This is a genomic window from Nocardia sp. CA-151230 (assembly GCF_050942175.1).
GTDB lineage: Bacteria > Actinomycetota > Actinomycetes > Mycobacteriales > Mycobacteriaceae > Nocardia.
Genome location: NZ_CP192061.1, coordinates 1,468,110 through 1,489,831 on the forward strand (window position 1 = coordinate 1,468,110; position 21,722 = coordinate 1,489,831).

21 protein-coding genes and 1 pseudogene are annotated in these 21,722 nt (G+C 68.8%); 10 read left to right on the forward strand and 12 right to left on the reverse strand.

The window, feature by feature from the left end; all coding sequences use genetic code 11:
• Window positions 1-74: 74 nt before the first annotated feature.
• Window positions 75-1,577 carry a flavin-containing monooxygenase gene (locus ACQP1O_RS06495; RefSeq protein WP_433564959.1) on the forward strand — a complete coding sequence of 501 codons (1,503 nt, stop codon included), beginning with the start codon at window positions 75-77 and terminating at the stop codon, window positions 1,575-1,577.
• 91 nt (window positions 1,578-1,668) lie between these two features.
• Window positions 1,669-2,721: an aminotransferase class V-fold PLP-dependent enzyme gene (locus ACQP1O_RS06500; protein ID WP_433564960.1), complete on the forward strand. Its 1,053-nt coding sequence runs from the start codon at window positions 1,669-1,671 to the stop codon at window positions 2,719-2,721.
• Between the two features lie 8 nt (window positions 2,722-2,729).
• On the opposite strand, the gene ACQP1O_RS06505 is transcribed toward ACQP1O_RS06500, so the two are convergent.
• Together ACQP1O_RS06505 and ACQP1O_RS06510 are read right to left on the reverse strand one after the other, a co-directional pair.
• Complete coding sequence (locus ACQP1O_RS06505; protein ID WP_433564961.1) at window positions 2,730-3,428, reverse strand: hypothetical protein; 699 nt, start codon at window positions 3,426-3,428, stop codon at window positions 2,730-2,732.
• 64 nt (window positions 3,429-3,492) lie between these two features.
• On the reverse strand, window positions 3,493-5,052 hold the full coding sequence (locus ACQP1O_RS06510; protein ID WP_433564962.1) for a carboxylesterase/lipase family protein: 1,560 nt from the start codon (window positions 5,050-5,052) through the stop codon (window positions 3,493-3,495).
• 67 nt (window positions 5,053-5,119) lie between these two features.
• Between ACQP1O_RS06510 and ACQP1O_RS06515 the strand changes: the two genes are divergently transcribed.
• The gene (locus ACQP1O_RS06515; RefSeq protein ID WP_433564963.1) at window positions 5,120-6,391 is read left to right on the forward strand and encodes an ROK family transcriptional regulator; all 1,272 of its coding nucleotides are present in this window, start codon (window positions 5,120-5,122) and stop codon (window positions 6,389-6,391) included.
• On the opposite strand, the gene ACQP1O_RS06520 is transcribed toward ACQP1O_RS06515, so the two are convergent.
• Both ACQP1O_RS06520 and ACQP1O_RS06525 read right to left on the reverse strand, forming a co-directional pair.
• Window positions 6,392-7,033, reverse strand: a complete 642-nt coding sequence (locus tag ACQP1O_RS06520; protein WP_433564964.1) for a hypothetical protein — start codon at window positions 7,031-7,033, stop codon at window positions 6,392-6,394.
• 54 nt (window positions 7,034-7,087) lie between these two features.
• Window positions 7,088-7,465: a hypothetical protein gene (locus ACQP1O_RS06525; protein WP_433564965.1), complete on the reverse strand. Its 378-nt coding sequence runs from the start codon at window positions 7,463-7,465 to the stop codon at window positions 7,088-7,090.
• Window positions 7,466-7,807: 342 nt separating this feature from the next.
• On the opposite strand from ACQP1O_RS06525, the gene ACQP1O_RS06530 reads away from it, so the two are divergent.
• Window positions 7,808-8,827, forward strand: coding sequence for a helix-turn-helix domain-containing protein (locus ACQP1O_RS06530; RefSeq protein WP_433564966.1), 1,020 nt, complete (start codon window positions 7,808-7,810; stop codon window positions 8,825-8,827).
• Complete coding sequence (locus tag ACQP1O_RS06535; protein WP_433564967.1) at window positions 8,824-11,313, forward strand: aminotransferase class I/II-fold pyridoxal phosphate-dependent enzyme; 2,490 nt, start codon at window positions 8,824-8,826, stop codon at window positions 11,311-11,313. Before ACQP1O_RS06530 ends, ACQP1O_RS06535 begins: the two co-directional genes overlap by 4 nt.
• Here ACQP1O_RS06535 and ACQP1O_RS06540 read toward each other — a convergent pair.
• Window positions 11,224-12,249, reverse strand: coding sequence for a helix-turn-helix domain-containing protein (locus ACQP1O_RS06540; RefSeq protein ID WP_433564968.1), 1,026 nt, complete (start codon window positions 12,247-12,249; stop codon window positions 11,224-11,226). The two genes, ACQP1O_RS06535 and ACQP1O_RS06540, sit on opposite strands and share 90 nt — an antisense overlap.
• Before the next feature lie 219 nt (window positions 12,250-12,468).
• Here ACQP1O_RS06540 and ACQP1O_RS06545 point away from each other — a divergent pair, with 219 nt between their 5' ends.
• Window positions 12,469-13,023 (forward strand): hypothetical protein, encoded by a 555-nt coding sequence (locus ACQP1O_RS06545; protein ID WP_433564969.1) that lies wholly within the window; start codon window positions 12,469-12,471, stop codon window positions 13,021-13,023.
• Between the two features lie 69 nt (window positions 13,024-13,092).
• Here the strand turns inward: ACQP1O_RS06545 and ACQP1O_RS06550 are convergent, their stop codons facing one another.
• Window positions 13,093-13,674, reverse strand: a complete 582-nt coding sequence (locus ACQP1O_RS06550) for a TetR/AcrR family transcriptional regulator (RefSeq protein ID WP_433564970.1) — start codon at window positions 13,672-13,674, stop codon at window positions 13,093-13,095.
• A gap of 117 nt (window positions 13,675-13,791) precedes the next feature.
• Between ACQP1O_RS06550 and ACQP1O_RS06555 the strand changes: the two are divergent.
• Window positions 13,792-14,046 (forward strand): annotated as a pseudogene (locus ACQP1O_RS06555) (glycoside hydrolase family 1 protein); the annotation flags it as partial.
• Window positions 14,047-14,207: 161 nt separating this feature from the next.
• Here the strand turns inward: ACQP1O_RS06555 and ACQP1O_RS06560 are convergent.
• A complete protein-coding gene (locus tag ACQP1O_RS06560; protein WP_433564971.1) occupies window positions 14,208-15,200 on the reverse strand; it encodes an LLM class F420-dependent oxidoreductase in 993 nt (330 codons plus the stop codon).
• Window positions 15,200-15,673: a MarR family winged helix-turn-helix transcriptional regulator gene (locus ACQP1O_RS06565; RefSeq protein WP_364621920.1), complete on the reverse strand. Its 474-nt coding sequence runs from the start codon at window positions 15,671-15,673 to the stop codon at window positions 15,200-15,202. Before ACQP1O_RS06565 ends, ACQP1O_RS06560 begins: the two co-directional genes overlap by 1 nt.
• Window positions 15,674-15,754: 81 nt before the next feature.
• On the opposite strand from ACQP1O_RS06565, the gene ACQP1O_RS06570 reads away from it, so the two are divergent.
• Window positions 15,755-16,078, forward strand: a complete 324-nt coding sequence (locus tag ACQP1O_RS06570) for a rhodanese-like domain-containing protein (protein ID WP_433564972.1) — start codon at window positions 15,755-15,757, stop codon at window positions 16,076-16,078.
• Between the two features lie 118 nt (window positions 16,079-16,196).
• The gene (locus ACQP1O_RS06575) at window positions 16,197-16,886 is read left to right on the forward strand and encodes a dienelactone hydrolase family protein (protein WP_433564973.1); all 690 of its coding nucleotides are present in this window, start codon (window positions 16,197-16,199) and stop codon (window positions 16,884-16,886) included.
• Between the two features lie 423 nt (window positions 16,887-17,309).
• Here the strand turns inward: ACQP1O_RS06575 and ACQP1O_RS06580 are convergent, their stop codons facing one another.
• Window positions 17,310-18,536 carry an MFS transporter gene (locus ACQP1O_RS06580; protein WP_433564974.1) on the reverse strand — a complete coding sequence of 409 codons (1,227 nt, stop codon included), beginning with the start codon at window positions 18,534-18,536 and terminating at the stop codon, window positions 17,310-17,312.
• Window positions 18,536-19,186, reverse strand: a complete 651-nt coding sequence (locus tag ACQP1O_RS06585) for a GntR family transcriptional regulator (protein WP_433564975.1) — start codon at window positions 19,184-19,186, stop codon at window positions 18,536-18,538. Before ACQP1O_RS06585 ends, ACQP1O_RS06580 begins: the two co-directional genes overlap by 1 nt.
• 148 nt (window positions 19,187-19,334) lie before the next feature.
• On the opposite strand from ACQP1O_RS06585, the gene ACQP1O_RS06590 reads away from it, so the two are divergent.
• Entirely contained in the window at window positions 19,335-19,796 is a 462-nt protein-coding gene (locus ACQP1O_RS06590; RefSeq protein WP_433564976.1) for a YiiD C-terminal domain-containing protein, read from the forward strand.
• A 59-nt stretch (window positions 19,797-19,855) separates the two neighbouring features.
• On the opposite strand, the gene ACQP1O_RS06595 is transcribed toward ACQP1O_RS06590, so the two are convergent.
• Entirely contained in the window at window positions 19,856-20,239 is a 384-nt protein-coding gene (locus ACQP1O_RS06595; RefSeq protein WP_433564977.1) for a hypothetical protein, read from the reverse strand.
• 112 nt (window positions 20,240-20,351) lie between these two features.
• Window positions 20,352-21,572 (reverse strand): cytochrome P450, encoded by a 1,221-nt coding sequence (locus tag ACQP1O_RS06600; protein ID WP_433564978.1) that lies wholly within the window; start codon window positions 21,570-21,572, stop codon window positions 20,352-20,354.
• Between the last annotated feature and the right edge of the window lie 150 nt (window positions 21,573-21,722).

Sequence of the window (21,722 nt, forward strand, 5' to 3'; positions counted from 1 at the left end):
TTACCGTAAATAACATGTAATACTCGGTGCGTCCGGACGCCGGTGTCCGGGCGCGACGAGAAGCGAGAACCTCAATGACGCGGCATGTCGACGTACTGATCATCGGGGCGGGTCTGTCCGGAATCGGCATGGCCTGCCATCTGACCCGCGAGCAGACCGGGCGCAGCTACCTGATTCTGGAGCGCCGGACCGCCATCGGCGGCACCTGGGACCTGTTCAAGTACCCCGGCATCCGCTCCGACTCGGACATGTACACCTTCGGCTACGGCTTCCGGCCCTGGCACGGCACCAAGGTGCTCGCCAACGGACCCCACATCCGCCAGTACATCGAGGACACCGCCGCCGAATACGGCGTCACCGACCACATTCGCTTCGGTCGCAAGGTCACCAAGACCGCCTGGTCCAGCGGCGAGGGCGCATGGACCGTCGAGGTGCTCGACGAGCGCACCGGCAAGACCGAGACCTACACCAGCAACTTCCTCGTCGGCTGCACCGGCTACTACGACTACGACAAGGGCTACCGGCCGCAGTTTCCCGGCGAGGAGAACTTCGGCGGGCAGATCGTGCACCCGCAGCACTGGCCCGAGAACCTCGACTACCGCGGTAAGCGCGTGGTCGTGATCGGCAGCGGCGCGACCGCCATCACCCTCATCCCGGCCATGAGCAATGACGCCGCGCACGTCACCATGCTGCAGCGCTCGCCCACCTACATCGCCGCGCTGCCCGCCGACGACCCGGTCGCGGTCGGCTTCAAGTTCGCGAGAGTGCCTGCCGCCATTGCCTACAGGGCGGGCCGGGCGCGCAATATCGCGCTGCAGCGGGCCAGCTACCAGCTCTCGCGCACCAACCCCAAGCTGTCGGCCAAGCTCATGCTGGCCGCGGTGCGCGCGCAGGTCGGGCCGGACATCGACATGAAGCACTTCACCCCGAGCTACAACCCGTGGGACCAGCGCCTGTGCGTGGTGCCCAACGGCGATCTGTTCCGGGTGCTGCGCAAGGGCGAGGCGTCCATCGTCACCGACACCATCGAGACCTTCACCGAGAAGGGCATCCGCCTGTCCTCGGGCGAGGAGCTCGAGGCCGACATCATCGTCAGCGCAACGGGTCTCACCGTGCAGATGCTCGGCGGCGCGGAGCTGGAGGTGGACGGCGAGGCGCTCGCCACCCGGGACCTGGTGGCCTACAAGGGCGCACTGCTCGGGACCGTCCCGAACATGATGGTGATCCTCGGCTACACCAACGCCTCCTGGACCCTCAAGGCCGATCTGGCCGCCGAGTACTTCTGCCGCCTGCTGAACCACATGCGCGACAACGGTTTCACCGAGGTCGTCGCCATCCCCGAGGAGGGCGACCGCTCCGAGGCGTCCCTCATGGGCGGCGCTCTGACCTCGGGCTACATCCAGCGCGGCGACGGCGTCATGCCCCGCCAGGGCACCCGCGGCCCGTGGCAGGTCATCAACAACTACTTCCGCGACCGCGCCATGCTCCGCAAGGCCCCGCTGGAGGACGGCGTCCTGCGCTTCCGCCGCGCCACCCGCCAGTCCACCCCGACCCCGGCCGAATCCCGTTCCGCCTGACCCCTTTCCCGCGTCGCCGGATTCACGATCAAGCCAGTGATCCGGCCGCTGGCCCTTTCGCGCACCGCCGGCGGGATCGCAGGATGGTGGAATGACCACCACTCCGCCTTCGTTCCCGGCCATGGTGCGCGAGGAGTTCGCGCCCACGACGACTTACCTGAATGCGGCCAGTTACGGCCTGCTACCGAAATCGGTTGTGGCGGAGGTGGTCACGGCCGAGGAGCAGCGTATGCACGGCGAGTTCGACATCCCCGGCGTGGACGCGCACGTCGATGCGTGCCGGGCCGCGTTCGGACGGCTCACCGGGTTCGAGGCGGCCCAGGTGGCGGCCGGCGCGCAGGTCTCGCAACTGGTCGGGCTGGTGGCGCAGAGTCTGCGGCCGGGCGCGAACGTGCTGGTGCCCGAGCACGAATTCAATTCGGTGCTCTGGCCTTTCCTGGTCCGGACCGACTTGAACGTGCGGGTGGTGCCGCCGGCGGACCTGCCGGACGCAATCCGGCCCGGCGACGATGTGGTGGCCGCCGCCCTGGTGCAGTCCGCCGACGGTGCGGTGCTGGATGTGGCGGCGACCGTGGCCGCCGCCCGTGCCCACGGCACGCGGGTGCTCTTCGACGTGAGCCAGGCCGTCGGCTGGCTGCCGGTGCACGATACCGGGGCCGATTGGATCGTGAGTGTCGGCTACAAGTGGCTGCTCGGTCCGAAGGGCACCGCGTTCCTCGCGGGAACGCCTGCGGCACTGGATGATCTGAGCCCCGTCGCCGCCGGCTGGTACGCCGGGTACAACCCCTGGGAGACCGTCTACGACGGTCCGTTGCGGCTGGCGGAGGATGCGCGCCGGTTCGATGTCGGGCCGGTGTGGCCCGCGTGGATCGGGCAGCGGCGGAGCCTGGAGCTGATCGAACGGGTCGGTATCGACGCCATTCACCGGCACGATGTGGCGCTGGCGGATCGGCTGCGCAAGGGACTCGGCCTGCCCGAGGGCAATTCGGCGATCGTGTCGATCGAGGTGCCGGAGCAGACCCTGGAGCGGGTGCGCGAGGCGCGCATCGTCGGCGCCCTGCGGGCCGGGCGACTGCGGCTGGCCTGCCACTTCTACAACACCGAGGCGGATATCGACCGGGCGCTCGACGTGCTCGCCGGGTAGGCCGGAGGTCAGATCGGCTGGAAGCCGCTGCCGACGCCCTTGCCGGCGTCGACGGCCGCGCGGACGATGTCGAAGGCCACGGCGATGACGGGGGTGTGGAGCGGGTTGTCGGCGTTGGCGCAGCTGAAGTGGATGACTCGGGTGTCGGCGATCAAGGGGGCGGAGACCATGCCGACTAGTTGGTCGCCGTTGGTGACGGGGCCGCCGGAGTCCCCATAGCTGGAGCAGGCCTGTTCGAGGAAGCCCACGGGACTGGAGGCCCAGACGACGCCGCAGGCGTGGCCACTGGTGCGGCCGTTCTGGCAGACGATACTCAGAGCCGGTGGTGCCGGGGCGAGGGCGGTGATGGTGCTGCCGTTGACGGCGCGCAGCGGGGTGACCACGGACGGATCGAATTCGATGACGGCATAGTCGAGTTGCTTGTCGGCGTCGCGGACCACGCCGACCACTCCGGCATCGGGGAACTGCTCACCGCGCACCTCGGTCCCCGCCGCGGCGCAGTGGCCGGCGGTGAAGCCGACCAGTCGCCCGGCGTCGTCGTAACCGATGGTGGTCAGGCTGCATTTGGTGGCGCGTCCCAGGACCAGACCGGAGCCGCCGCCTAGCGCGGCCTGCGTGTCACCGGGATCGGCGTGGGCGGCGGGCGCCGCGGACAGCCCCAGGGTCGCGGTCACCGCGACCGGTGCGATCCAGCGGTTCACCTGCATGCCTACCACCTATCCGACTCGACGCGTACGGTTTCCGGCTTTCGCTACACGGTAGCCTCCGGGGTCAGCGCAGCCAGATCGGACGCTGTGCGGCGAATGGATCGGACTGGACGTGCGGAGCATCGGACCAGATCATGGTCTCGCGCCGGTCGAGAGTGTAGCGGGGCCAGCCGCCACCCGGGTCCGCGTTGCTGACGAACGACACCCACGCCCGGTGCACGGCATCGGCCAGCGACTGCGGCGGATTGTCGCCCGCCACCGCGGTGACGCCCGGCGCCCCCAACAGGTCGAAGGCGAACGGCACGTCCAGGCAGTGGAACGACATGCCCTGGTACTTGGGCGCATTCGAGGCCCAGGTGAATTCGTAGAGCCAGGTCGGCTGGTTGCGCCCGGCGCGCATCTCCGCCACCCGGTAGGACGGCATCCGGATAACGGCGTCGCTCTGCGCCTGTCCCGCAAGCTGATTCGCGCTCATCCCCGGGTAGGCGAGGCCGAACGCACCGGTGGTGGCGGCGCCGAAACCGAGCGCGCCCAGCGCCGCCGGCAGCGTGGCGTCGGTGACCGGCGGCTGTTCGCCGCCGAGCGAGGCGCCGTTGAACTCCTGCGCGGTGAAGCCGATCATGAGCGGAATATCCTGGTCCGCACCGGATTTCAGGACGTCGGCGCTGGTCGCGGGAATCAGCGTGCCGTCCGCCCAGGGGGCCAGGCCGAGCAGGGTGGCGGTGGTGTTGTCCGGACCGGGTGCGCGCAGCGCGTCCTCCATGTCATGCAACTGCACCTTGCTGATGTCGCGCAGCGCGGCGGCGGTGGCGGGGACACCGGTGCGCTTGGTGAACAGCTGGGACATGGCCAGCGCGGTGGCGCGATCATTGGGTTGCGTGACCGCGCCGGACTCCGAAATGCCCGCGCGGAAAAGGCCTTTCGCAGACGGGGTGTTCATCAGCGCCCACACCGCACCGCCGCCGGCCGACTGGCCCGCGATGGTCACCCGGGCCGGGTCGCCGCCGAACTCGCCGATATTGTCGCGGACCCAGGTGAGCGCGGCGATCCAGTCCAGGACCCCGCGATTGTCGGGTGCGTCGTCCAGGTGCAGGAAGCCCTCGATACCGAGCCGATAGCCGGCCGACACCAGCACCACGCCGTCGCGATTGAAGGCCGCGCCGTCGTACCACGGACTGGCGGGGCTGCCCGCCACGAAGCCGCCGCCGTGAATCCACACCAGCACCGGCAGTTTCGCGGCCCGGTCCGGGTTCGGGGTGAAGACGTTGACGGTGAGGATGCCGTCGCCCGGGATGGAGGGCTCCGGGATGGCGGTCACCTCCGACAGCTGTTTGATCTGCGCGGTGGGGCCGTACTTCGTGCAGTCATGGGTCTCCACCCAGGGGACCGGGCTCTTGGGTGCGGCGAAGCGCAGATCGCCGATCGGCGGCTGGGCGAAGGGGATGCCGAGGAAGGCGACGCCGGTGTCGCGGCGCTCGCCGCGGACGGGCCCCGAGGTGGTGGTGACGGTGTCGGCCACGCGCGCCCGGTCCGATCCGGATTTCCCGCTCGAGCAGGCCGCGGTCAGGGCCAGTACCCCCGCCCCGAGCAGGAGGGTCCGTCGTCCGATCTGTTCCGCGGCCATGCCAACCTCTGATCCACTATTTACGTCAACACTTGAAATAATTAATCGACACCCTAGTCTCGACCCCGTGGATCCCGCACCCCCGCCCACCGACGCCGCCGCCATCCGCCGCCGCAATCTGGGCCTGGTCCTGCGTCACCTCGCCGACCACGGTCCCTGCCCTCGCACCGAGGTGGCCGCCGCCACCGGACTCGCCCACGGTTCCGTCACCGCCCTCGTCGCCGATCTCACCGACCGCGGCCTGCTCCGCGAGGACGACGTCCTCCGCTCCGGCACGCGCGGCCGCCCCGGCCGGCCGCTCCGCCTGGAACCGCGCCGCGCCGTCGTGGCCGCGATCCAGATCACCTCCGAACATCTCCGGGTCGCCGTCTCCGATCTCGTGGGCGGCGTCCTCCACCGCCAGGTCGTGCCGCACGACCTGGCCCCCGGAACGCCCGAGGCCATGGCGGACGCCGTCGCCACCGTCATCGCCCACATCGAGACGTCCTTACCCGGATTCGCCACCACCGAAACGGGCCCGCACCCCGCGCCGGTACTCGCGCGGATCGTGATCGCCATGGCCGGACCCGTGCGCGACGATGCGGCGCAAACCGTCGTGGTAGCACCGGATTTCGGTTGGATGGAACCGGTGCGCCTGCGCGCCCTGGTGGCCGCCCGGCTGCCCGCGCCTGCCGTCGGGATCGACGTGGTCAATGACGCGAACGCGGCCGCCCTGGCCGAGTTCCATGCCCTGCAGCACGTTTCGCGCGGCCTGGTCCTGATCGAGGCCGGTACCGGGATCGGCGGCGGCGTCGTCCTCGACGGCCGCATCCACACCGGCAGCCACGGCATCGCCGGCGAACCCGGGCACATCCCGGTCGCCATGGACGGCCCCATCTGCGTCTGCGGCGCCCGCGGCTGCTTGGTCTGCTTCGCGGGCCCGGAGGCGGTGTTCGAGGCCGCCGGACTCGGGGAACTGTTGCGTCACAAGGGTTCGCGGGCCGCCCAGGCCGAGCTGCTGGCCCTGCTGAGCCGGGCCGATACGCGCGCGGTGGCCGCGCTCGACACCGCCGCCCGGGCCCTCAGCACCGCGATCCTGTCCATCACCGCACTCCTCGACGCCGTCGAAGTGGTCCTGGGTGGCCTGCTGAGCGACTGGTTCCGCTGGCTGATCCCGGCCATCGAGTCCCGGCTGGCCGGCCGCCGGGCCCTCGCGCCCGCGCTGGCCCTGCGGGTCACCCCGACGGCCCTCGGCGAGAACGGCATTCTGACCGGCGCCCTCGGCTTCGCCCGCCGCGCAGTCCTTTCCGACCCCGCGGTGGTGCCGCCGCTGCCGGCGGCGGCCCGGGCGGGCGCCTGATCAGGCGGGGGCGGTCCCGAGTATCAGCCCGACCAGCACCACGCTGGTCGCGGCGGCGATCGAGCCGGTCGCCCAGCGGCTGAAATGCCGGTTGCCGGTGCGGATATTGGTGACGGTGAGCGCCCGGAACTCGCCGAACCGGTTCTCGTGACCGTCCGCGAACGCGGGATCGCCCAGGTGCAGGTCGGTGCCGAACAGCGGCAGGAAATGCAGAACCCAGTGGGCCCCCGCATCATCGGTGATACCGACCCGCATCCCGAGATACCGGCGTACCGGCGCACAGCGTCCGGCCAGCCGGGCCAGCGGCCCGATCCGGGGCCGGGCCGCCAGGTGAACGAGCAGGGCGGTGACGGCCACCCCTCCCGCCGTCACCGCCATCGCCGCCCGCGAAAGCGGGAGCATTCCCTCGCCGACCAGCGCCACCGCGGTGCCCACGAACCACAAGGGCTGCAGCGCAGGCATTTCCATCGGTCGCGGCGGCGAGGTGATCGTGCCGATCAGACTTGACCTCCGATACCCGGCCGTCGGCAGCGGCACCGCCGCGACCTGCCCGAGCGGCCGCCTGCAGCCCCGGCAGGCGCCGGCATCGTGCGCATTGGTCCAGCCGCAGCGCGAACATCGGAGGGTGGAATCGGTGGTCATGGAGATCTCCTCCCCGGGATCTCGAAAGGTGGTGCCGGTCAGCGGATTCGCTGATCAGCTGTGGAGCGGGGCCGCCGGGTGCGGCGGCGCCGGCGTGAATTCGGTGCGCAGGTCTGGCTGTGCGGACCGAACCCACAGCAGCACAACGACTTCGCGCAGGGTGAGGTCCAGCTCGGCGGCCAGCAGCTCGGCCACCGCAAGGGCCTGGTCGGGATCGTCCGGACTCGGATCGCTCAGGATCTCGTCGAGGACCAGGCCGCGGCAGGCCGCTTCGTGGGTGAGCAATCGATCCGGGAGCCAGGTGAGCACCCAGATATCGGTGGAAAGTGTTGTGCGAACGGCCATCTCGGGCGTCTTGTCGCTGCGGACGGTCCAGGGTGTGAATTCGAGGGCCATGAGGTCGGGAACCTCCTCGAAGAGTGGTTGTAGCACCAAGGATACTGGAGTGCTTCGATGGCACATAGCCAGAAGAATTGCTCAAGGCCGATACCGAAAAAGCAACTGTTGCTCAGAAATAAGCGTATCGGCGTACAAGTATCCCGAATATCGTAGATATCAAGCGTTTTGGATGCTGCAGCGCTGAGTGTTGCTGTATTCGAATCACAGATCTGCCGCCCAGCTGATATCCGCCATGGCCGTTTCGCCCGTTCAGCCTGACCTGTAAAAGAATCGGCAGACTCGTGCTGGATCTGCGATGGCGAAGATGACACATCGTGCTTAGGATGGGCTTCGCGTGACACGTCTGAGCAATGCGGATCATGATGGGAGACGAGCATGTCTGGCTCGGCCTCGGACGGCGAGCAGATCGGCGCGGCAGTCAAGCGACTCCGCCGGCAACGCAATCTCACCCAGGAGGCGCTGGCCGATCGGGTCGGTTGCTCGCGCAGTCTGATTCAACAGATCGAGAACGGCAGACGCGTTCCACCCCGCCCCCAGCGCGAAAAGCTGAGTGCGGCCCTGGGTGAACGCCTGCCCGGCCTCGACGACGAGACCGAAGCCGAGCGTGTCATCAGCGACCTGCGCATCCGTTTCGAGATCCTCTCGACCGAGAAGCCCGACCTGGCCGCCCGCATCCTCGCGCTCGCCCAGAGTCTGTCCAATCTCGACGACATGGGCGAACAGCTCGTGCCGCTCCGGGAGATCGCCGAGCGCCAGCTGGTCCGGGCCGAGGAGGTGCTGGTTCAGATTCCCTCCGGCAGTGTCGTTGTGCCGGAATGGAATACGGTCCTCGACTGGCTCACCGTGCTGGATCGCGCGCAGCAGCGGATCTGCGCGATCCACACCGCCGAACTGGGCGCGATCGGCGGCGATGTCGGCGTCGAATATCACCGGGCGATCCTCGCCAAGGCCCGATCCGGTGTGTCTGTGCAGCGTGTCTATGTGCTGGACGACGTTGTGAACGTGACGCCCTATGAGGACAAGCTCTGGCAACAGGTCAAGGCGAAGGTGGAAACCACCCTGGTGAACCGGGAGTTCGCTCCCAACGCACAGGGCATGCTCATCGTCGACGACAGTTACGTGCTGGCGGGCGACTATGATTTCCGCCGCCGCGAGCGTGACTCCAGCCGGTTCTCGTCACTGTGGCACGACGTCCAGACCGCCCACCGCAAGTTCAAGCACCTCCGCGATCTCAGGGCGGACGGAATGGCGCTCGTCGTCAACGATCTCGTGGAACGGACAGGATTGATTCGGTTCGAGCACCTGGACCAGGAGGACTGCCGCGACCGTTTCCGTGCGGCCCTGCGTGAGGCGTGGAACGACGGGCAGCCCGGATCTGAAGGCGCGCCCAGATGAGCCGAGGGTTCGCGGTGTCGCCGCCGCTGGACCCGGTCGACGTGGCGGACCGTTCCGACCAGCGCAAGCATCTCGCGCGGAACTACCTCGACAGCGAGAGCCGGTTCGCGGGGACGAACGGCCGGATCTATCGCGGGATCATCGACGCGTATCACGGTGAGACCGGCCTGCCCATGGACCGGAACGCCACGGCGGCCCTGAATTCCGCATGGGCCGAGGTGATGGCAGGTCATGGCGCGGCGGGCGGCGGACATCTCACCGACGGCCGGGACGGGTCACCCTACGCCAAGAAACAGCCGGAGGTCCTGCGCCGGTTGGCGGCCGAGCGGCTGTTCGCACGGATATCGCAACCGATCGACGGAATGCCGGGAGTCGACATCGATCCCGGCGAGGTGATCGTCAGTCCCTACTCGAGCACCGTGCTGCTGGAGGAGGCGATCGCCACACTGGCTCGGCCCGGTGGCGTCCTGGTCTGCCCGGAGGGCTACTACAAGAGCGTGGCCGGGCACATCGCCAAGTTCGGCATGCGGATGGCGATCAGCAGTGTGACCGCGGGCAGCGACTTCCGGATCGACCCGGTATCGCTCGATCGAACCCTGAAACAGCATGCGGCGCAGGGAAACCTGTGCGGGGTCCTGCTGACCCTGCCCGGCAACCCGGTGGTCGCCGACTACACCGTCGAGCAGTTGATCGAGATCGGCCGGGTACTCGTCGCCGCCGATGTGCCGGTGATCTGCGATATGTCGTTCGACCTACTGGTCGAGGGGCACATCCCGATTGCGTCGATCGTCGTCCAGACGGCCGGCGGTCCGGTGCGGCTGTATGACCGGGTGCTCAGCATCACCGGTAATTCCAAGGCGTTCAATGCCTTCGGGCCGTGCAAGCTGGGTGCGGCCTGTTCGGGAGACCAGCAGTGGCTGGCCCGGGTGCGCGAGCGGCTGCGCGTCGCATTCCAGCGTGAGACCACGCATCTGGCCCGTGCCACGATCGAGGGCACCTCGGACGGCTACCTGATCCGGAACCGAGTGCTGCTGCGGGAGCGGATGGATGCCGCGCGGCGGCTGGTGGCCGGGATCAATGCCGGATTCGGCGCCGAACTGCTGCGGCCCCTGGGCAGCCGGGACGGCATGTTCCTCACGATCGAATTCGATGCCGGGGTGATGTCGGCGGCGGCGGTGCGATCCAGCGCGGACCTGGAAGACCTGCTGTTGATGGCGGCCGGTATCGACTGCGTGGCGCTGGACCGCACCGGATCGCATCGAATGGGCGTGCGGCTCAATGTGACGACGCCCCGGCGCGCCACCGGCGAGGTGGGGCCGGACCTGGTCGTCGAATTGTTCGACCGCATCGAGCGGCTGCTCCAGCGGATCGACGCCGGCATGACGTATTCCGGCGCCCTGCTGGAACGACGGATTCCGGCTCGGTCCCCGCGTGTCTCCACCGTCGGCGTGCTGCGCGAAACGGCCGCCCACGAATTGCGTGTCGCCTCCACGCCGGATGATGTGACGGCGCTGGTTCGCAGCGGGCTGAAGGTAGTGGTGGAGCAGGATGCCGGGCGGTGGGCCCGGTTCGACGACGCCGACTATCGGGCCGCGGGCGCCTCGGTGGTGCCGGGACCCGAGTGTGTCTTCGCCGTCGCCGACCTGGTCGCCTGGGTGAAACCGCCTGCCTACGACCTGGATACGATGCCGACCCGGACCGGGCAGCTACTACTCGGATTCCAGGATCCGGTGAAACGCCGCCGGTCCATTCACCGGCTGAGCCAATACGGGGTGGAGTCGGTGGGCTTCGAGCACATGCCACCGGATCTCGAAACGGCTCACCTCGATCCGCTGACCGCCATGAGCCGGATCGCCGGTGAGGTGGCCTACCGCGAGGGGCGTGAGCGCCTACGCGAAAAGGATCCGGATTGTGCGGTGCGTGCGCTGATCATCGGCTGTGGACAGGCCGGGCTCGCCGCCATCGAGGCCGCGGTTCGCTGTGGTGATGCGTCGCCGGCCGCCATCGGTCGGCGTGCCGAGCAGCGGGCCGCCGCCTCGGCCCGTGGCGCGAATCGCTTTCTCCTCGATCCCGATCCGGGCCGGGTCGCGGACTACATCCGTTCCATCCGTCCGAATCTGGTGGTGTGCGCGGCCGGACGGCGCGGGACGGCCGCACCGGTGCTGCTGGACCGGTCGGGTCTGGCGGCGTTGCCGAACGGTGCGGTGGTGGTCGATCTGACCGCCAAGTCGGGTGGCAACTGCGTGGTGACCCGCGTGGACGGCACGGTGACGCTGGCCAACAACGTCACCGTGATACATCGCTCGAACTTCCCGTCCGTGCGTCCGGATGTCGCGAGTCGCGCGTACGGTGCGGCTGCGGCCACTGCGATCCTGGGGTACAGTGCGGCGCCCGGGTCAGGTGGAAGGGATGTCGTCCCAAGCGTTTTCGATGGCGGAGCGGAACAGGGTGCGGCAATCGCCGGTATCGAGATGAGCGAACTGTGACAGCGGCGGGGTCGCGATCAGTGCATTGATGCCGATGGCTCGGCCGCGCCGGTGCAGGGCTTCGAGCCGGTCGAAACGATCCAGCTGAAAGTCGATGTCGGGCTGGAGAGCCGAGAACCGGGTCGCCAAGCGACCCTCGCGGAAATTGTCGTATTCACCGGAAACGGTGAATTTCTCGTCCACCACCAGCAGGCCCTGGGCATTGGGCGCGTGCTCGCGCTTGACCACCAGGTTCGTGATTCCGGCCCGGGCCAGCCGCCACAGGCGATCGTCGTAGGGCCACAGGTCCGCGATCGAGTCGATGACATAGATCCGGCGCATATCGAGGGTGGCCGCCCCCGTCCGGGCCGCGAGCCGCAGCATCGCGGTGTGGTATTCGTCGCCCGCCTCCCCGCCGATCGCCGCGAATCCGGCGACATGCACCATCCGAACCGATCTGATCGCCTGCTCGAGCACGGTGCACCAGTCGGTGACGGTGTTCCATTCCGGCACCCGTGCGATACGCGAAGGCACCTGCGCCAGGATGTTTTCCGCGCGTTCCAGCTGCCGGCGGGCAATGGCCTGGAGGGCGGTCACCTCCGGACCGGCGGCAGCCGCCTCGACGAGACGCTGTGCGATGCGCAGGGCGTGTTCGGCCACCGCGGGATCCTGGCCCAGCAGCACATTGAATCGCATGCGCAGGGTGTCGGGGACGTGGTCGGCGGTCCCGGCCACGGAGCCCATTCGTCCGGCGGCGGGCAGGGCGACACCGAGGACGGCGCTCAGTCTCTCGCGCAGGGACAGCTGCGGGACGCGGGTGCCCTGTTCGATCTGCTGGATCAGGCTGCGTGAGCATTTGGCCTTGTCGGCCAGGGTTTTCTGGGTGAGGCCCCGTTCCTTGCGCAGCCTGCGGATCATGTCGCCGATCGGTTCTCCGATCGGATTCGCGCGCGTCATGCCGGGCCCCCTGCGCCGACCCCGATGCCCAGGGCGTGTCACGAAAGCCTAGTTCGTGGCCATGCCGGTGGCCAGCGATCCGATGATTACCGGCCACGCCTGCGACATGTCCGTTATCCACGGCAAAGAGCAAGGGCCAGTGGGCAGTTCGATGGATGACACCGAGCCGTACTCGCAGACTTTCGGTATCGCACCGGAATTCGAGACAGCGAGGACCACATGACCCTGCAGGTGACCGATCGGTCCATCACCAGCGACGTCACCCCCGAGATCGCGTACCACATCCCCGATCCGGGAGGCGGGAACTGGGTGCTGACCTGGCTGCCCGGACGACTGTTGACGCACGAGCAGGCTCTCGAGGGGATGCGGCTGGACGAGTTGCTCAGTGACCCGCTGGTGGACGGCACGGCGGCCCTGCGGTCCGCCGCGGAACGCGCGGCGGCGCTGGGGCTCGACCTCCCCGAGGTGGTGGTCAGGCTGGCCACGCGGATCGCGGAGCGGGATCGGTGGCGCGCCGCCCGGTCGCTCCACCGGCGAGAACACGGACCGCGCTGCGCGAAATGGATGGTGCCGCACCGGGTTCTGATCGGCTGCCTGTCGCTGTCCGCGGTGCTGGCGCGCACGCTGTACGCGGTGGCCACCCTGCCCTCGCTGTCATTGGTGGTGGCGGCGCTGGTGACCGCGCGACTGACCGGCAACGGGTGGTCGGTCACCGGCGTCTCGGTAGCGACGTCGGCGCTCATCTGCTCACTGACACTGGCGGGGAGTCATTGAGGCTGCGTGTCGCCGGAGATTCGCGGGATTCGGCTGCACTGTGGTCCCGGCGGTCGCGGCGTGGATCGGTCAGGCGCCGGGGAACGTCATACCGGTGAACTGCGCCCAGCACTGCTGGAGATAGAACTCCATGTCGATGGTCGGGTCGATGAGCCAGCGCGATTGCAGGCCGTCGGAAAGCGCCATGAACACGGTGGCCATCACCTCGGGGTCGACGGTTTCGGGGATGTTGCCCGCCCGCTTCATGCTGCGAAGGAGTTCGGCGAGGCCGGCGGTGCCGAGTTCGTAGCGCAGGCGCATGTATTCGTGGGCGGGGTGGCGCGGATCGGCGGCGGCCGCCTGCATGTGGGTGAACAGCTCGATGAGGCCGGGCACCTGGGTGTTCCGGCGAATGATCCGGATCAGCGCGTCGGGCGTGGGGTCGCCGATGGCGGCCGCGTCGATCTCGTCCCGCTTGCGCAGGACCGCGATGAACAGCTCCTCCTTGGAGCCGAAGTAGTGCAGCAGCCCGCTCTGGCTCAGGCCGACCGCCTCGGCGAGCTCCGCCACCGAGGTCGCCAGGAATCCGCGCTCGGCAATGGTGTGCAGTGCGGCTTCCAGGATCTGCTCTCGCCGTTCGATGCCTTTCCCGTAGGGTCCTCGTTTCGCCATCGGTCGAGTCTAAGCGGACTCCGAGAGTTTCTTGTCAGCCAAAACCGATCATTGTACGGTTTTCGGCATGCGATTCCGCCGCCAGCTGGGCGTGAAGGTGGACCGGATCGGCATCGAATGGGCGCGGGTTATCGGAGTCTCACCGACAACTATGAATGGGGTTCCTGCACACCGCGATTCGGCCTCTGCACGGTGGATGTGCTGACCGACCCCGCCCTCACCCGCCGCCCCACCGACGCGGTCCCGGCCTACACCGAGATCACCCGCGCGGGCGGCGTCCCCGCCGACTACCGCCCGATCCGCGAACCCAGGACCTGCTCGCTGGTCGACGCCCCCGTCAGCCGCACCGATCCGGTGACGCTGCCCCGCTGACCACCTGGCGGCTCGCCGGATCGGCCGTGCGACACCGTGTCAGGTGCTTCCCCTGACCGGCCCGGCCCGTGCATCGGCAGTCGACCAATCGGTCCGATCCGGCGATGCACCGCATGCCGCCCGCTGACGCGGACATCGGTGTCAGCGGGCGGTTTTCGGGTTCAACGCAGCGCGGGGACGACCTCGCGCTCGAAGAGCTCCAGGCCGGACGTGTCGTAGGCGGTCTCCGGGAAGTAGTGGATGGAGTAACCCAGCCCGAGATCCTTGACGTGCGAGAGCCGCTCGACGATCTGCTCGGGGGTGCCGACGGCGGGGGAGTCACGGAACAGATCCTTCACGTGCTGGGCCGCGCCCTCGGCCCCGATGAAGGGGGTCAGGCGGGCCTCCAGCTGGGTCAGGCGGTCCTGCACCTCGGCCTCGGTCGCGCCGACCAGGGTATTGAAGTTGGAGCTCCGGGTGATGGCGTCGAATTCGGTTCCGACCGCGGCACAGTGGGCGCGCAGCAGGTCCGACTTCTGGGTGAAGGTCTCCGGATCGCCCGCGAAATTGGTGTACTGCGCGTACTTCGCCGCGATGCGGAGCGTCACCTTCTCGCCGCCGCCCGCGATCCAGATCGGAATTCCGCCCTCCTGCAGGGGAAGCGGGCGCACGATCGCGCCGTCGACCTGGTAGTGCTTGCCGTCGAGAGTGGCCCTGCCGGTGGTCCACGCCTGCTTGAAGATCTGCACGCCCTCGTCCAGGCGGCCCAATCGCACACCGGCGGAGGGGAATCCATAACCGTAGGCGCGCCACTCGTGCTCGTACCAGCCGCCGCCGATGCCCATTTCCACCCGGCCGCCCGAGATGAGATCGACGGTGGCGGCGACCTTGGCGAGGTAGGCGGGGTCCCGGTAGCTCATGGCGGTGCACATCTGGCCCAGCCGGATGCGCGTGGTACTGGCCGCCAGCGCGGACATGAGCGACCACGCCTCGTGGGTGGCCTCCTCGGTGGGGACCGGCACGGTGTGGAAGTGGTCGTACACCCACAGCGACTCCCAGACGTCCCCCGAATCCGCGCGCTGTGCCAGGTCCCGCATCACTCCCCACTGTGCGGCGGGATCGATGCCGACCAGGTCGAGCCGCCAGCCCTGCGGGATGAAGATGCCGAAACGCACTAGATGTCTCCTCTGTTCGAATCCGGTGTGGTCACCTCGGCCGGGCCGAGCACCTTGCGCAATGCCGTTGCCACGGTCTCGAGTTCGGCCGGATCCAGTCTGCCCCCGAATCGCTGTTCGATGCCGGTCAGATAATGCGGCGCGGCCTCGCGGAAGCGGCGGCGGCCCGCATCGGTAATGCTCACGAACGCCGAGCGGCCGTCGTCCGGATTGGATTCACGCCGAACCAAACCGTGCGACTCCATCTCGGTCACCAGCCGGCTCACCCGGGTTCGGCTGAGCACCACGCGCTCGCCCAGGTCACTCATCCGGAGCCGGTGCGGCCCATCGAGTTCCAGCAGCACGTCGTACCAGCTCAGCGGCAGTCCGGTGGCGCGGCGCAGAGCGGCGTCGAGTTCGGGCACGAGTTTCGCGTGGACCTGCAGCAGGGCGGCCCAGGCGTGGACGGCCGGATGGGATCGGGAAGCGGACACCGGCCCATCATAACCAGTTGCGTGCGCGCGCACATAAGTAGTAGCGTGCACACGCACATATTTTTCTGAAAGGGAATTCCCATGACCGCACTCATCACACGCGACGAACTCGTGAAGGAGATCGAGGCCGGTTCGGTCGTCGTGCTCGACGCCCTCGGCGGCGAGTACTACGCCAAGGCCCACCTCCCCGGCGCGTTCGCGCTGGTCGAGGCCGAGGTGGAAAGCCGCGCGCCGCAACTGCTTCCGGATCGCGACGCGGCCATCGTCACCTACTGCTCCAACGCCGCCTGCCCCAACAGTCAGAACGTGGCCACCCGACTGGAGCGGCTGGGCTACACCAACGTCCGCAAGTACCGCGACGGCATTCAGGATTGGACAGAGGCGGGCCTGCCCGTCGAAAGCTGATCGCACGCACCGGAACTCGGCCGCCCCCCGTCGCGATGCGCGGCGGGGGAGCGGCACATTGTCCCAGACGCGCTACGATGCCCCGGTTAGTTCGATCTCCGACGGAGGGGGCTCATCGGTGAGCACGATCCAACTGACCACACCCGACGGCACCATCGACGCCTATGTCGCCACCCCGGCCGGAACCGGGCCCTGGCCCGGTGTCGTGGTGCTGCACGACATGGTGGGCGTCAACGACGACATGCGGACCATCGCCGGCCGCCTGGTCGACAACGGGTATCTCGCCATCGTCCCGAATCTCTTCGCGCGCGGCCGGGTTCGGTGCGTGCCGAGCGTGATCCGGGAACTGCTGTCCAATGGGAACGGCACCACCGTCCACGACATCCTCAGCGCCCGCGCCCATCTCATCGCCGATCCGAACTGCACCGGCCGGGTGGCCGTGGTCGGCTTCTGCCTCGGCGGCGGGTTCGCACTCCTGGCCGCCACCAAGGGTTTCGACGCCGCGGCGCCGTTCTATCCGTCCGGCCGCGGCAACTACGAGGACATCCTGCGCGGTTCCTGCCCCATCGTCGCCAGCTACGGCGCCCTCGACCCTGCCAATCCCGGCCGCGGTCCTAAACTCGAACGCGTCCTGACCGACTACGGCATCGACCACGATGTGAAGACCTACCCCGGCGTCACCCACGCCTTCGCCAACCTCACCCCCGCCGAGTCGGTCATCCGGGTCGCGGGCCTCGGCTACAACGAAGAGGCCACCGAGGACGCTTGGAATCGCATCTTCGCCTTCTTCGAGACTCACCTGCGCTGAGCCCGGTCCGGCTCCGACCGTTCAGTCCTTGACGGTGATCGAGAGTCGAGAGCGCGTGGGATTGTCGGGGGAGACGCGTTCCCAGACGGCGTCGAGCATGGGGGCCAGCAGGAGTTCGCCGAATTGGCGGAGTAGCACTGCGACTATCTGGGCGGATTCGGGCTTGTCGGTGGAGGCCTGACCGGCCTCCCGCAGGCGCCGGTCACCTCGCTGCGGGTCAGGTCGACGACCGCGTCCAGCAGGTGGATGCGGGTTTCGGAGGGTTCCAGCAGCGAGCGGCGGATGTAGTTCACGACCGCCGGGTTCTCCAATGGCACCCACTGCGATCTGCTGGTGATCGTGGCCGACGCGGAGGTGATACGACAGTGGCGGCGGCCCGAATTCGGGCCGCCGCCACTGTTTTCCGGAGTTTCGCCGCTCGGGTCAGGCTGCGCGGGCGCGGCTCACGATGCCCAGGCAGATCGCGCACCCGGCCGCGAGGACACCGAACATGGCCGGGTAGCCGATGCCGGTGCTGTCGTGACAGACCGCCATGACGGCAGGGACGCCGAAGCCGAGATAGCTGACCGCGTAGAACACCGCGGTCAGTCCCGCGAGGTCGTCGGGCCGGGCCATGCGCTCGATCTCGAGCAGGCCCGCGACCAGGCCGCTGCCGAAGCCCATGCCGAGCGCGATGGCGGTCAGCACCGTCAGCCACATGGTGAGGGTGGCGGAAGCCGCTGCGGCCAGGACCATTCCGGTGATCACCAGGCTCAGAGCCAGGACCGGCAGGCGCAGCGAGCCCGGCCGGTCGATGCGGCGGGCGACGGATTGGATGCCGAACCCGCAGCCCAGCGTGATGACGGTGATGAGGGCCGAGAAGGCGATGGGCGCGCCGTGCACCTTGGGCATCATGAGCGTCGGCATGATGGCGTAGGCCGCCGCCGACGAGGTGAACAGCCACAGGCACACCGGCAGCGCCACGGTGCGGAAGCGGTGGTGCGCGGCGGCGGGGACCTTCAGATCGTCCAGCAGCCGACCCGGATTCGCCTGCGGGGCAGTGGTTTCCGGGGCGCGGAACAGCAGCGCCGCCGCCAGCACGCACAGCGTCACATTGATCAGGTAGGCGAGGCTGTCCGGCCACGGCGCCCACTGGGCCAGCACCCCGGCCACGCCCGCGCCCACGCCGAAGCCGCCGGTGAGGCTCATGGCCGAGCGCCGCGCCCCGGTCCCCGAGGCGGTCTCGGCGGTGAACGGCGGCTGCGAGAGTTCCTTGAGCCAGCTGCTGCCCACCGCCATGGCCAGGCCCAGCGCGATGCCGCACAGCACGCGTCCGGCGGAGAGCATGGGGACGGAAGCGGATCCGAAGGCCAGCAGGGTCGAGCCGGCGGCCGCGATGAAGGGCGCGGGCCGCATGAGCGGGCGGCGGCCGTAGCGGTCGGAGAGCGGGCCGCCGATGAGCAGCGCGGGGACGATGCCCAGCACGTATTCGAACAGCAGCAGATCCACGGTGGTGACGGGCAGACCGTCCCGCTTGTACATGACCAGCAGCGGCGTGAATTCATTGCCACCCCAGGCGATCGCGAAGATCGCCGTGGCCACGCCGAGCCACGCTCTGGGATGGGTGCCGATACCGGTGGTGCGGGTGCCGACGGCTGTCAGCGTCGCCATCACAGTCCTCTCAGGGTCACGCCGTGCACGTCGGTGAGGTGCTCGGCGAGTGCTTCGGCGAAACCGGCGGCGTCGGCGGCTTCGATCAGGTCGGCGAGCCGGGTGTGCTGCTCGATGATCCGGTGCGGATGGGTCTCACCCCGGTGCAGTGCAACGCTGTTCATCCGGCGCTGGCGCTCGCGCAGCGAGTCGTAGAAGCCGATGAGCAGCGGATTGTCGGCGGCCACCACGTACTCGCGATGGAAATCGGCGTCCACGATGGCGAATTCGTCGAGGTTGCCCGCATCGGCGAGTTCACGCTGGCGGTCCAGGGATTCGCGCAGCCGGGGGATCAGCCCCGCGCGGGCGATGCGGGTGAGCGCGTCGACCGCGCCGGTTTCCACGATGTAGCGGGCGTGGATCACATGCTCGGCCTCGCGCGAGGGCACCGGCACCACCAGCGCGCCGCGCTTGGGGTAGAGCCGCATCCAGCCCTCGGTCTCGAGCCGGAGGAAGGCCTCGCGGACCGGGGTGCGGGAGGTGCCCAGCTCCCCGGCCATCTCGTTCTCGCTGACCAGTTCCCCGCCCGGCAGGTCGCCGCTCAGGATGCGTTCCTTGATTTCGCGGTAGGCCCGCTCGGCGGCGGAGAAGGTCTTGGACACGACTTGCATACTAGAGGCGTCATGGGATGATTTGCCCGAATGTGGCGGGTTTCACCCGGGGCTGAAAGAGTTGCGCCACAACCCTCTCACCCATAATGATTCACGTTGTTGGCAATACGTCAGTAAGTTGCCCTATTTCCGGGACGAGGAGGTCCGCATGGGGAACGATGCCCCGCCGCTGAACGAGGTCGTGAACGGTGGTCTGGAGTTCACGATTCCGATCGCGCACACGATGGGGGTGCGGGCCGCCGAGGTGCGCCCCGGTTTCGCCGCCACCACGGTGCCGGTCGAGGGCAATGGCAATCACTTCGGCGTCATGTACGCCGGCGTGCTGTTCACCGTCGCGGAGATCCTGGGCGGCGCGGTGGCCATCGCCAGCTTCGACACCGCCAAGTACTTCCCCCTGGTGAAGGATCTGCACATCTTCTTCCGCAAGCCCGCCGCCACCGATGTGCGCGCCGAGGCCACGCTGTCGGAGGAGGAGATCGCGCGCATCACCGAGGAGGCCGAGGCCAAGGGCAAGGCCGACTTCACCCTCAAGGCCGTGGTGACCGACGCGAATGGCGTGGTGGTGGCCGAGACCGAGGGTCTGTACCAGTTGCGCGCCCACGGCAAGTGAGCCGAAACGACCCGAGCCCCGGAGGAAAACCCCCGGGCTCGGTCGTTCTCGCGGGCGTGTCAGGCGATGATGATCCAGCCCTTGCAGCCGGTGCCGGCGCTGCCGGGCCACTCCGAGCCGGAGACCTCGAAGGGGATGACCCCGGGCATCGGGGTGCCCAGGTCGATCTGGGTGGTCTGGGCGGTGTAGGTGTCGGGCAGCGGGGTGCGCTGCCCGTTCATATCGATCTTGGCGTCGTCGGTGAAGTTGTTGGAGGTGGTGATCTCCAGCGTGGTCGGCGTGAACGAGTGGGCCAGCAGGGTGGTCTGGGCGCAGCGGCCCTTGGAGTAGTCGAGCGTGATCCGCTGCGGGGCCGCGTCGGCGGACGCGGGGGCGGCGAGGGCGCCGGAGGCGGCGCAGGCGAGCGTGGCCAGGGTGATACGGCGGAGGTACACGGTCTTCACGAACAGATCCCCTTTCCTATGGTCACGACGATGAATCCCCCCTCGATCGACGACGATCATGCCGTGACCGAGCCCCCGGCACGCGGCGGACGCGCGGAAGAATCCGCGCGGATCAGTGGATGCGCAGTGGCAGGCTGCGGTGGCGGCGCACGAAGATGCTCGGAAACCACTGCGGCGGGGCGTCTTCGACGAGGGTGAATCCGGTGGTGCGGTCGAGCAGCGCGGTCATGGCCGCGGTGGCCTCCAGTTTGGCCAGCGCCGAGCCGATGCAGAAGTGGATGCCGCGCCCGAAGGCGAGATTGTTGGCCCCGCTGCGGCGGTCCAGGTCGATGGCGTCGGGATGCTCGAAGCGGGCCGGATCCCGATTGGCCGCACCCCACAGCAGCAGCACATGGCTGCCCGCGGGAATCTCGCTGCCGCCCAGGACCGTATCGGCGGTGACATGCCGATGATGGCCCCGGAAGGGCGATTCCAGCCGCAGCGCCTCGTCGAGGAACGCAGGCAGCAGCGCGGGTTCGCGGCGCAGCTCGTCCTGGAGTTCGGGGCGGGTGGCGAGCAGCCGCGCGGCATTGGCGATCAGCCCGGCGGTGGATTCGCCGCCCGCGCCGACGAGTTGGACCAGGATGAGCACCGCCACCGCGTCGGTGATGTCGCCGGCCGCGCAGGCGCGGGCCAGTACACCGAGCAGGTCGTCGCCGGGATCCTGCCGGGCGGCGGCGAACCTGGTGTGCAGGTGGGCGGCCAGCTCGGTGGCGGCGGTGACCAGCTGCCCGAAACGTTCGGCCTCGACGACCCCGCCCAGCATCTCGGTGCTGTCGTAGGCCCACGTCAGCAGTTGCGGCACATCCGTGTCCGGTAGCCCGATGATGTCGGCGACCAGCGCCAGCGGTAGCCGGTCGGCCATGCCGGTCGCCCAGTCGATGCGATCGCCGTGCAGCTGCTCGGTCCACAACCGGTCCACCAGCTCGATGGCGGTGGATCCGAGGCCGCGAATCCGCTTGGCCAGCAAGGGCTGGACCAGCTTCCGCTGTGCCTGGTGGCTGGGATCGTCCCCGGTGGCCAGCACGTGGATGGCCTGGCCGCCGCCGTCCATATCGAAGGTGGCGGGCGGCTGCCCCTGCTGCCGCAGCAGCGCGCCGGTGAGGTGCGAGGAGAACTCTTCGGGCCGATTCACCGCCTCGGCCACCAGATCCCACGAGGTCACCAGGTAGAAGCCGGTGCCCGGGATGCGGTACACCGGCGATTCCTCGCGCAGTCGCCGGTACAGCGGATAGGGATCGTCGAGGTGCGCGGGGTCGAACAGGTCGAGGGTCTCGGGTGAGGTCCGGGTCATGCGCCCACGTTTTCCGGCCCTGAATCGACTGTCAACGGCCGTCTCGCCGTGAGACGGCCGCCGCGCGGTGACCCACTCGTACGCAGGGGTTTTGCGCGCGTCTCGAGACTTCGGGCCTCCGTACCGGGCAGCCGACTAGTATCGAACGAT

What these genes read in the sequence shown, in the direction of transcription:
- ACQP1O_RS06495 (WP_433564959.1), top strand. Translation starts at nt 75, where the DNA reads ATGACGCGGCATGTCGACGTACTGATCATCGGGGCGGGTCTGTCCGGA.
- ACQP1O_RS06505 (WP_433564961.1), bottom strand. Translation starts at nt 3,428, where the DNA reads ATGCAGGTGAACCGCTGGATCGCACCGGTCGCGGTGACCGCGACCCTG.
- ACQP1O_RS06510 (WP_433564962.1), bottom strand. Translation starts at nt 5,052, where the DNA reads ATGGCCGCGGAACAGATCGGACGACGGACCCTCCTGCTCGGGGCGGGG.
- ACQP1O_RS06540 (WP_433564968.1), bottom strand. Translation starts at nt 12,249, where the DNA reads ATGACGCGCGCGAATCCGATCGGAGAACCGATCGGCGACATGATCCGC.
- ACQP1O_RS06600 (WP_433564978.1), bottom strand. Translation starts at nt 21,572, where the DNA reads ATGACCCGGACCTCACCCGAGACCCTCGACCTGTTCGACCCCGCGCAC.
- ACQP1O_RS06500 (WP_433564960.1), top strand. Translation starts at nt 1,669, where the DNA reads ATGACCACCACTCCGCCTTCGTTCCCGGCCATGGTGCGCGAGGAGTTC.
- ACQP1O_RS06570 (WP_433564972.1), top strand. Translation starts at nt 15,755, where the DNA reads ATGACCGCACTCATCACACGCGACGAACTCGTGAAGGAGATCGAGGCC.
- ACQP1O_RS06520 (WP_433564964.1), bottom strand. Translation starts at nt 7,033, where the DNA reads ATGACCACCGATTCCACCCTCCGATGTTCGCGCTGCGGCTGGACCAAT.
- ACQP1O_RS06585 (WP_433564975.1), bottom strand. Translation starts at nt 19,186, where the DNA reads ATGCAAGTCGTGTCCAAGACCTTCTCCGCCGCCGAGCGGGCCTACCGC.
- ACQP1O_RS06530 (WP_433564966.1), top strand. Translation starts at nt 7,808, where the DNA reads ATGTCTGGCTCGGCCTCGGACGGCGAGCAGATCGGCGCGGCAGTCAAG.
- ACQP1O_RS06550 (WP_433564970.1), bottom strand. Translation starts at nt 13,674, where the DNA reads ATGGCGAAACGAGGACCCTACGGGAAAGGCATCGAACGGCGAGAGCAG.
- ACQP1O_RS06590 (WP_433564976.1), top strand. Translation starts at nt 19,335, where the DNA reads ATGGGGAACGATGCCCCGCCGCTGAACGAGGTCGTGAACGGTGGTCTG.
- ACQP1O_RS06545 (WP_433564969.1), top strand. Translation starts at nt 12,469, where the DNA reads ATGACCCTGCAGGTGACCGATCGGTCCATCACCAGCGACGTCACCCCC.
- ACQP1O_RS06535 (WP_433564967.1), top strand. Translation starts at nt 8,824, where the DNA reads ATGAGCCGAGGGTTCGCGGTGTCGCCGCCGCTGGACCCGGTCGACGTG.
- ACQP1O_RS06580 (WP_433564974.1), bottom strand. Translation starts at nt 18,536, where the DNA reads ATGGCGACGCTGACAGCCGTCGGCACCCGCACCACCGGTATCGGCACC.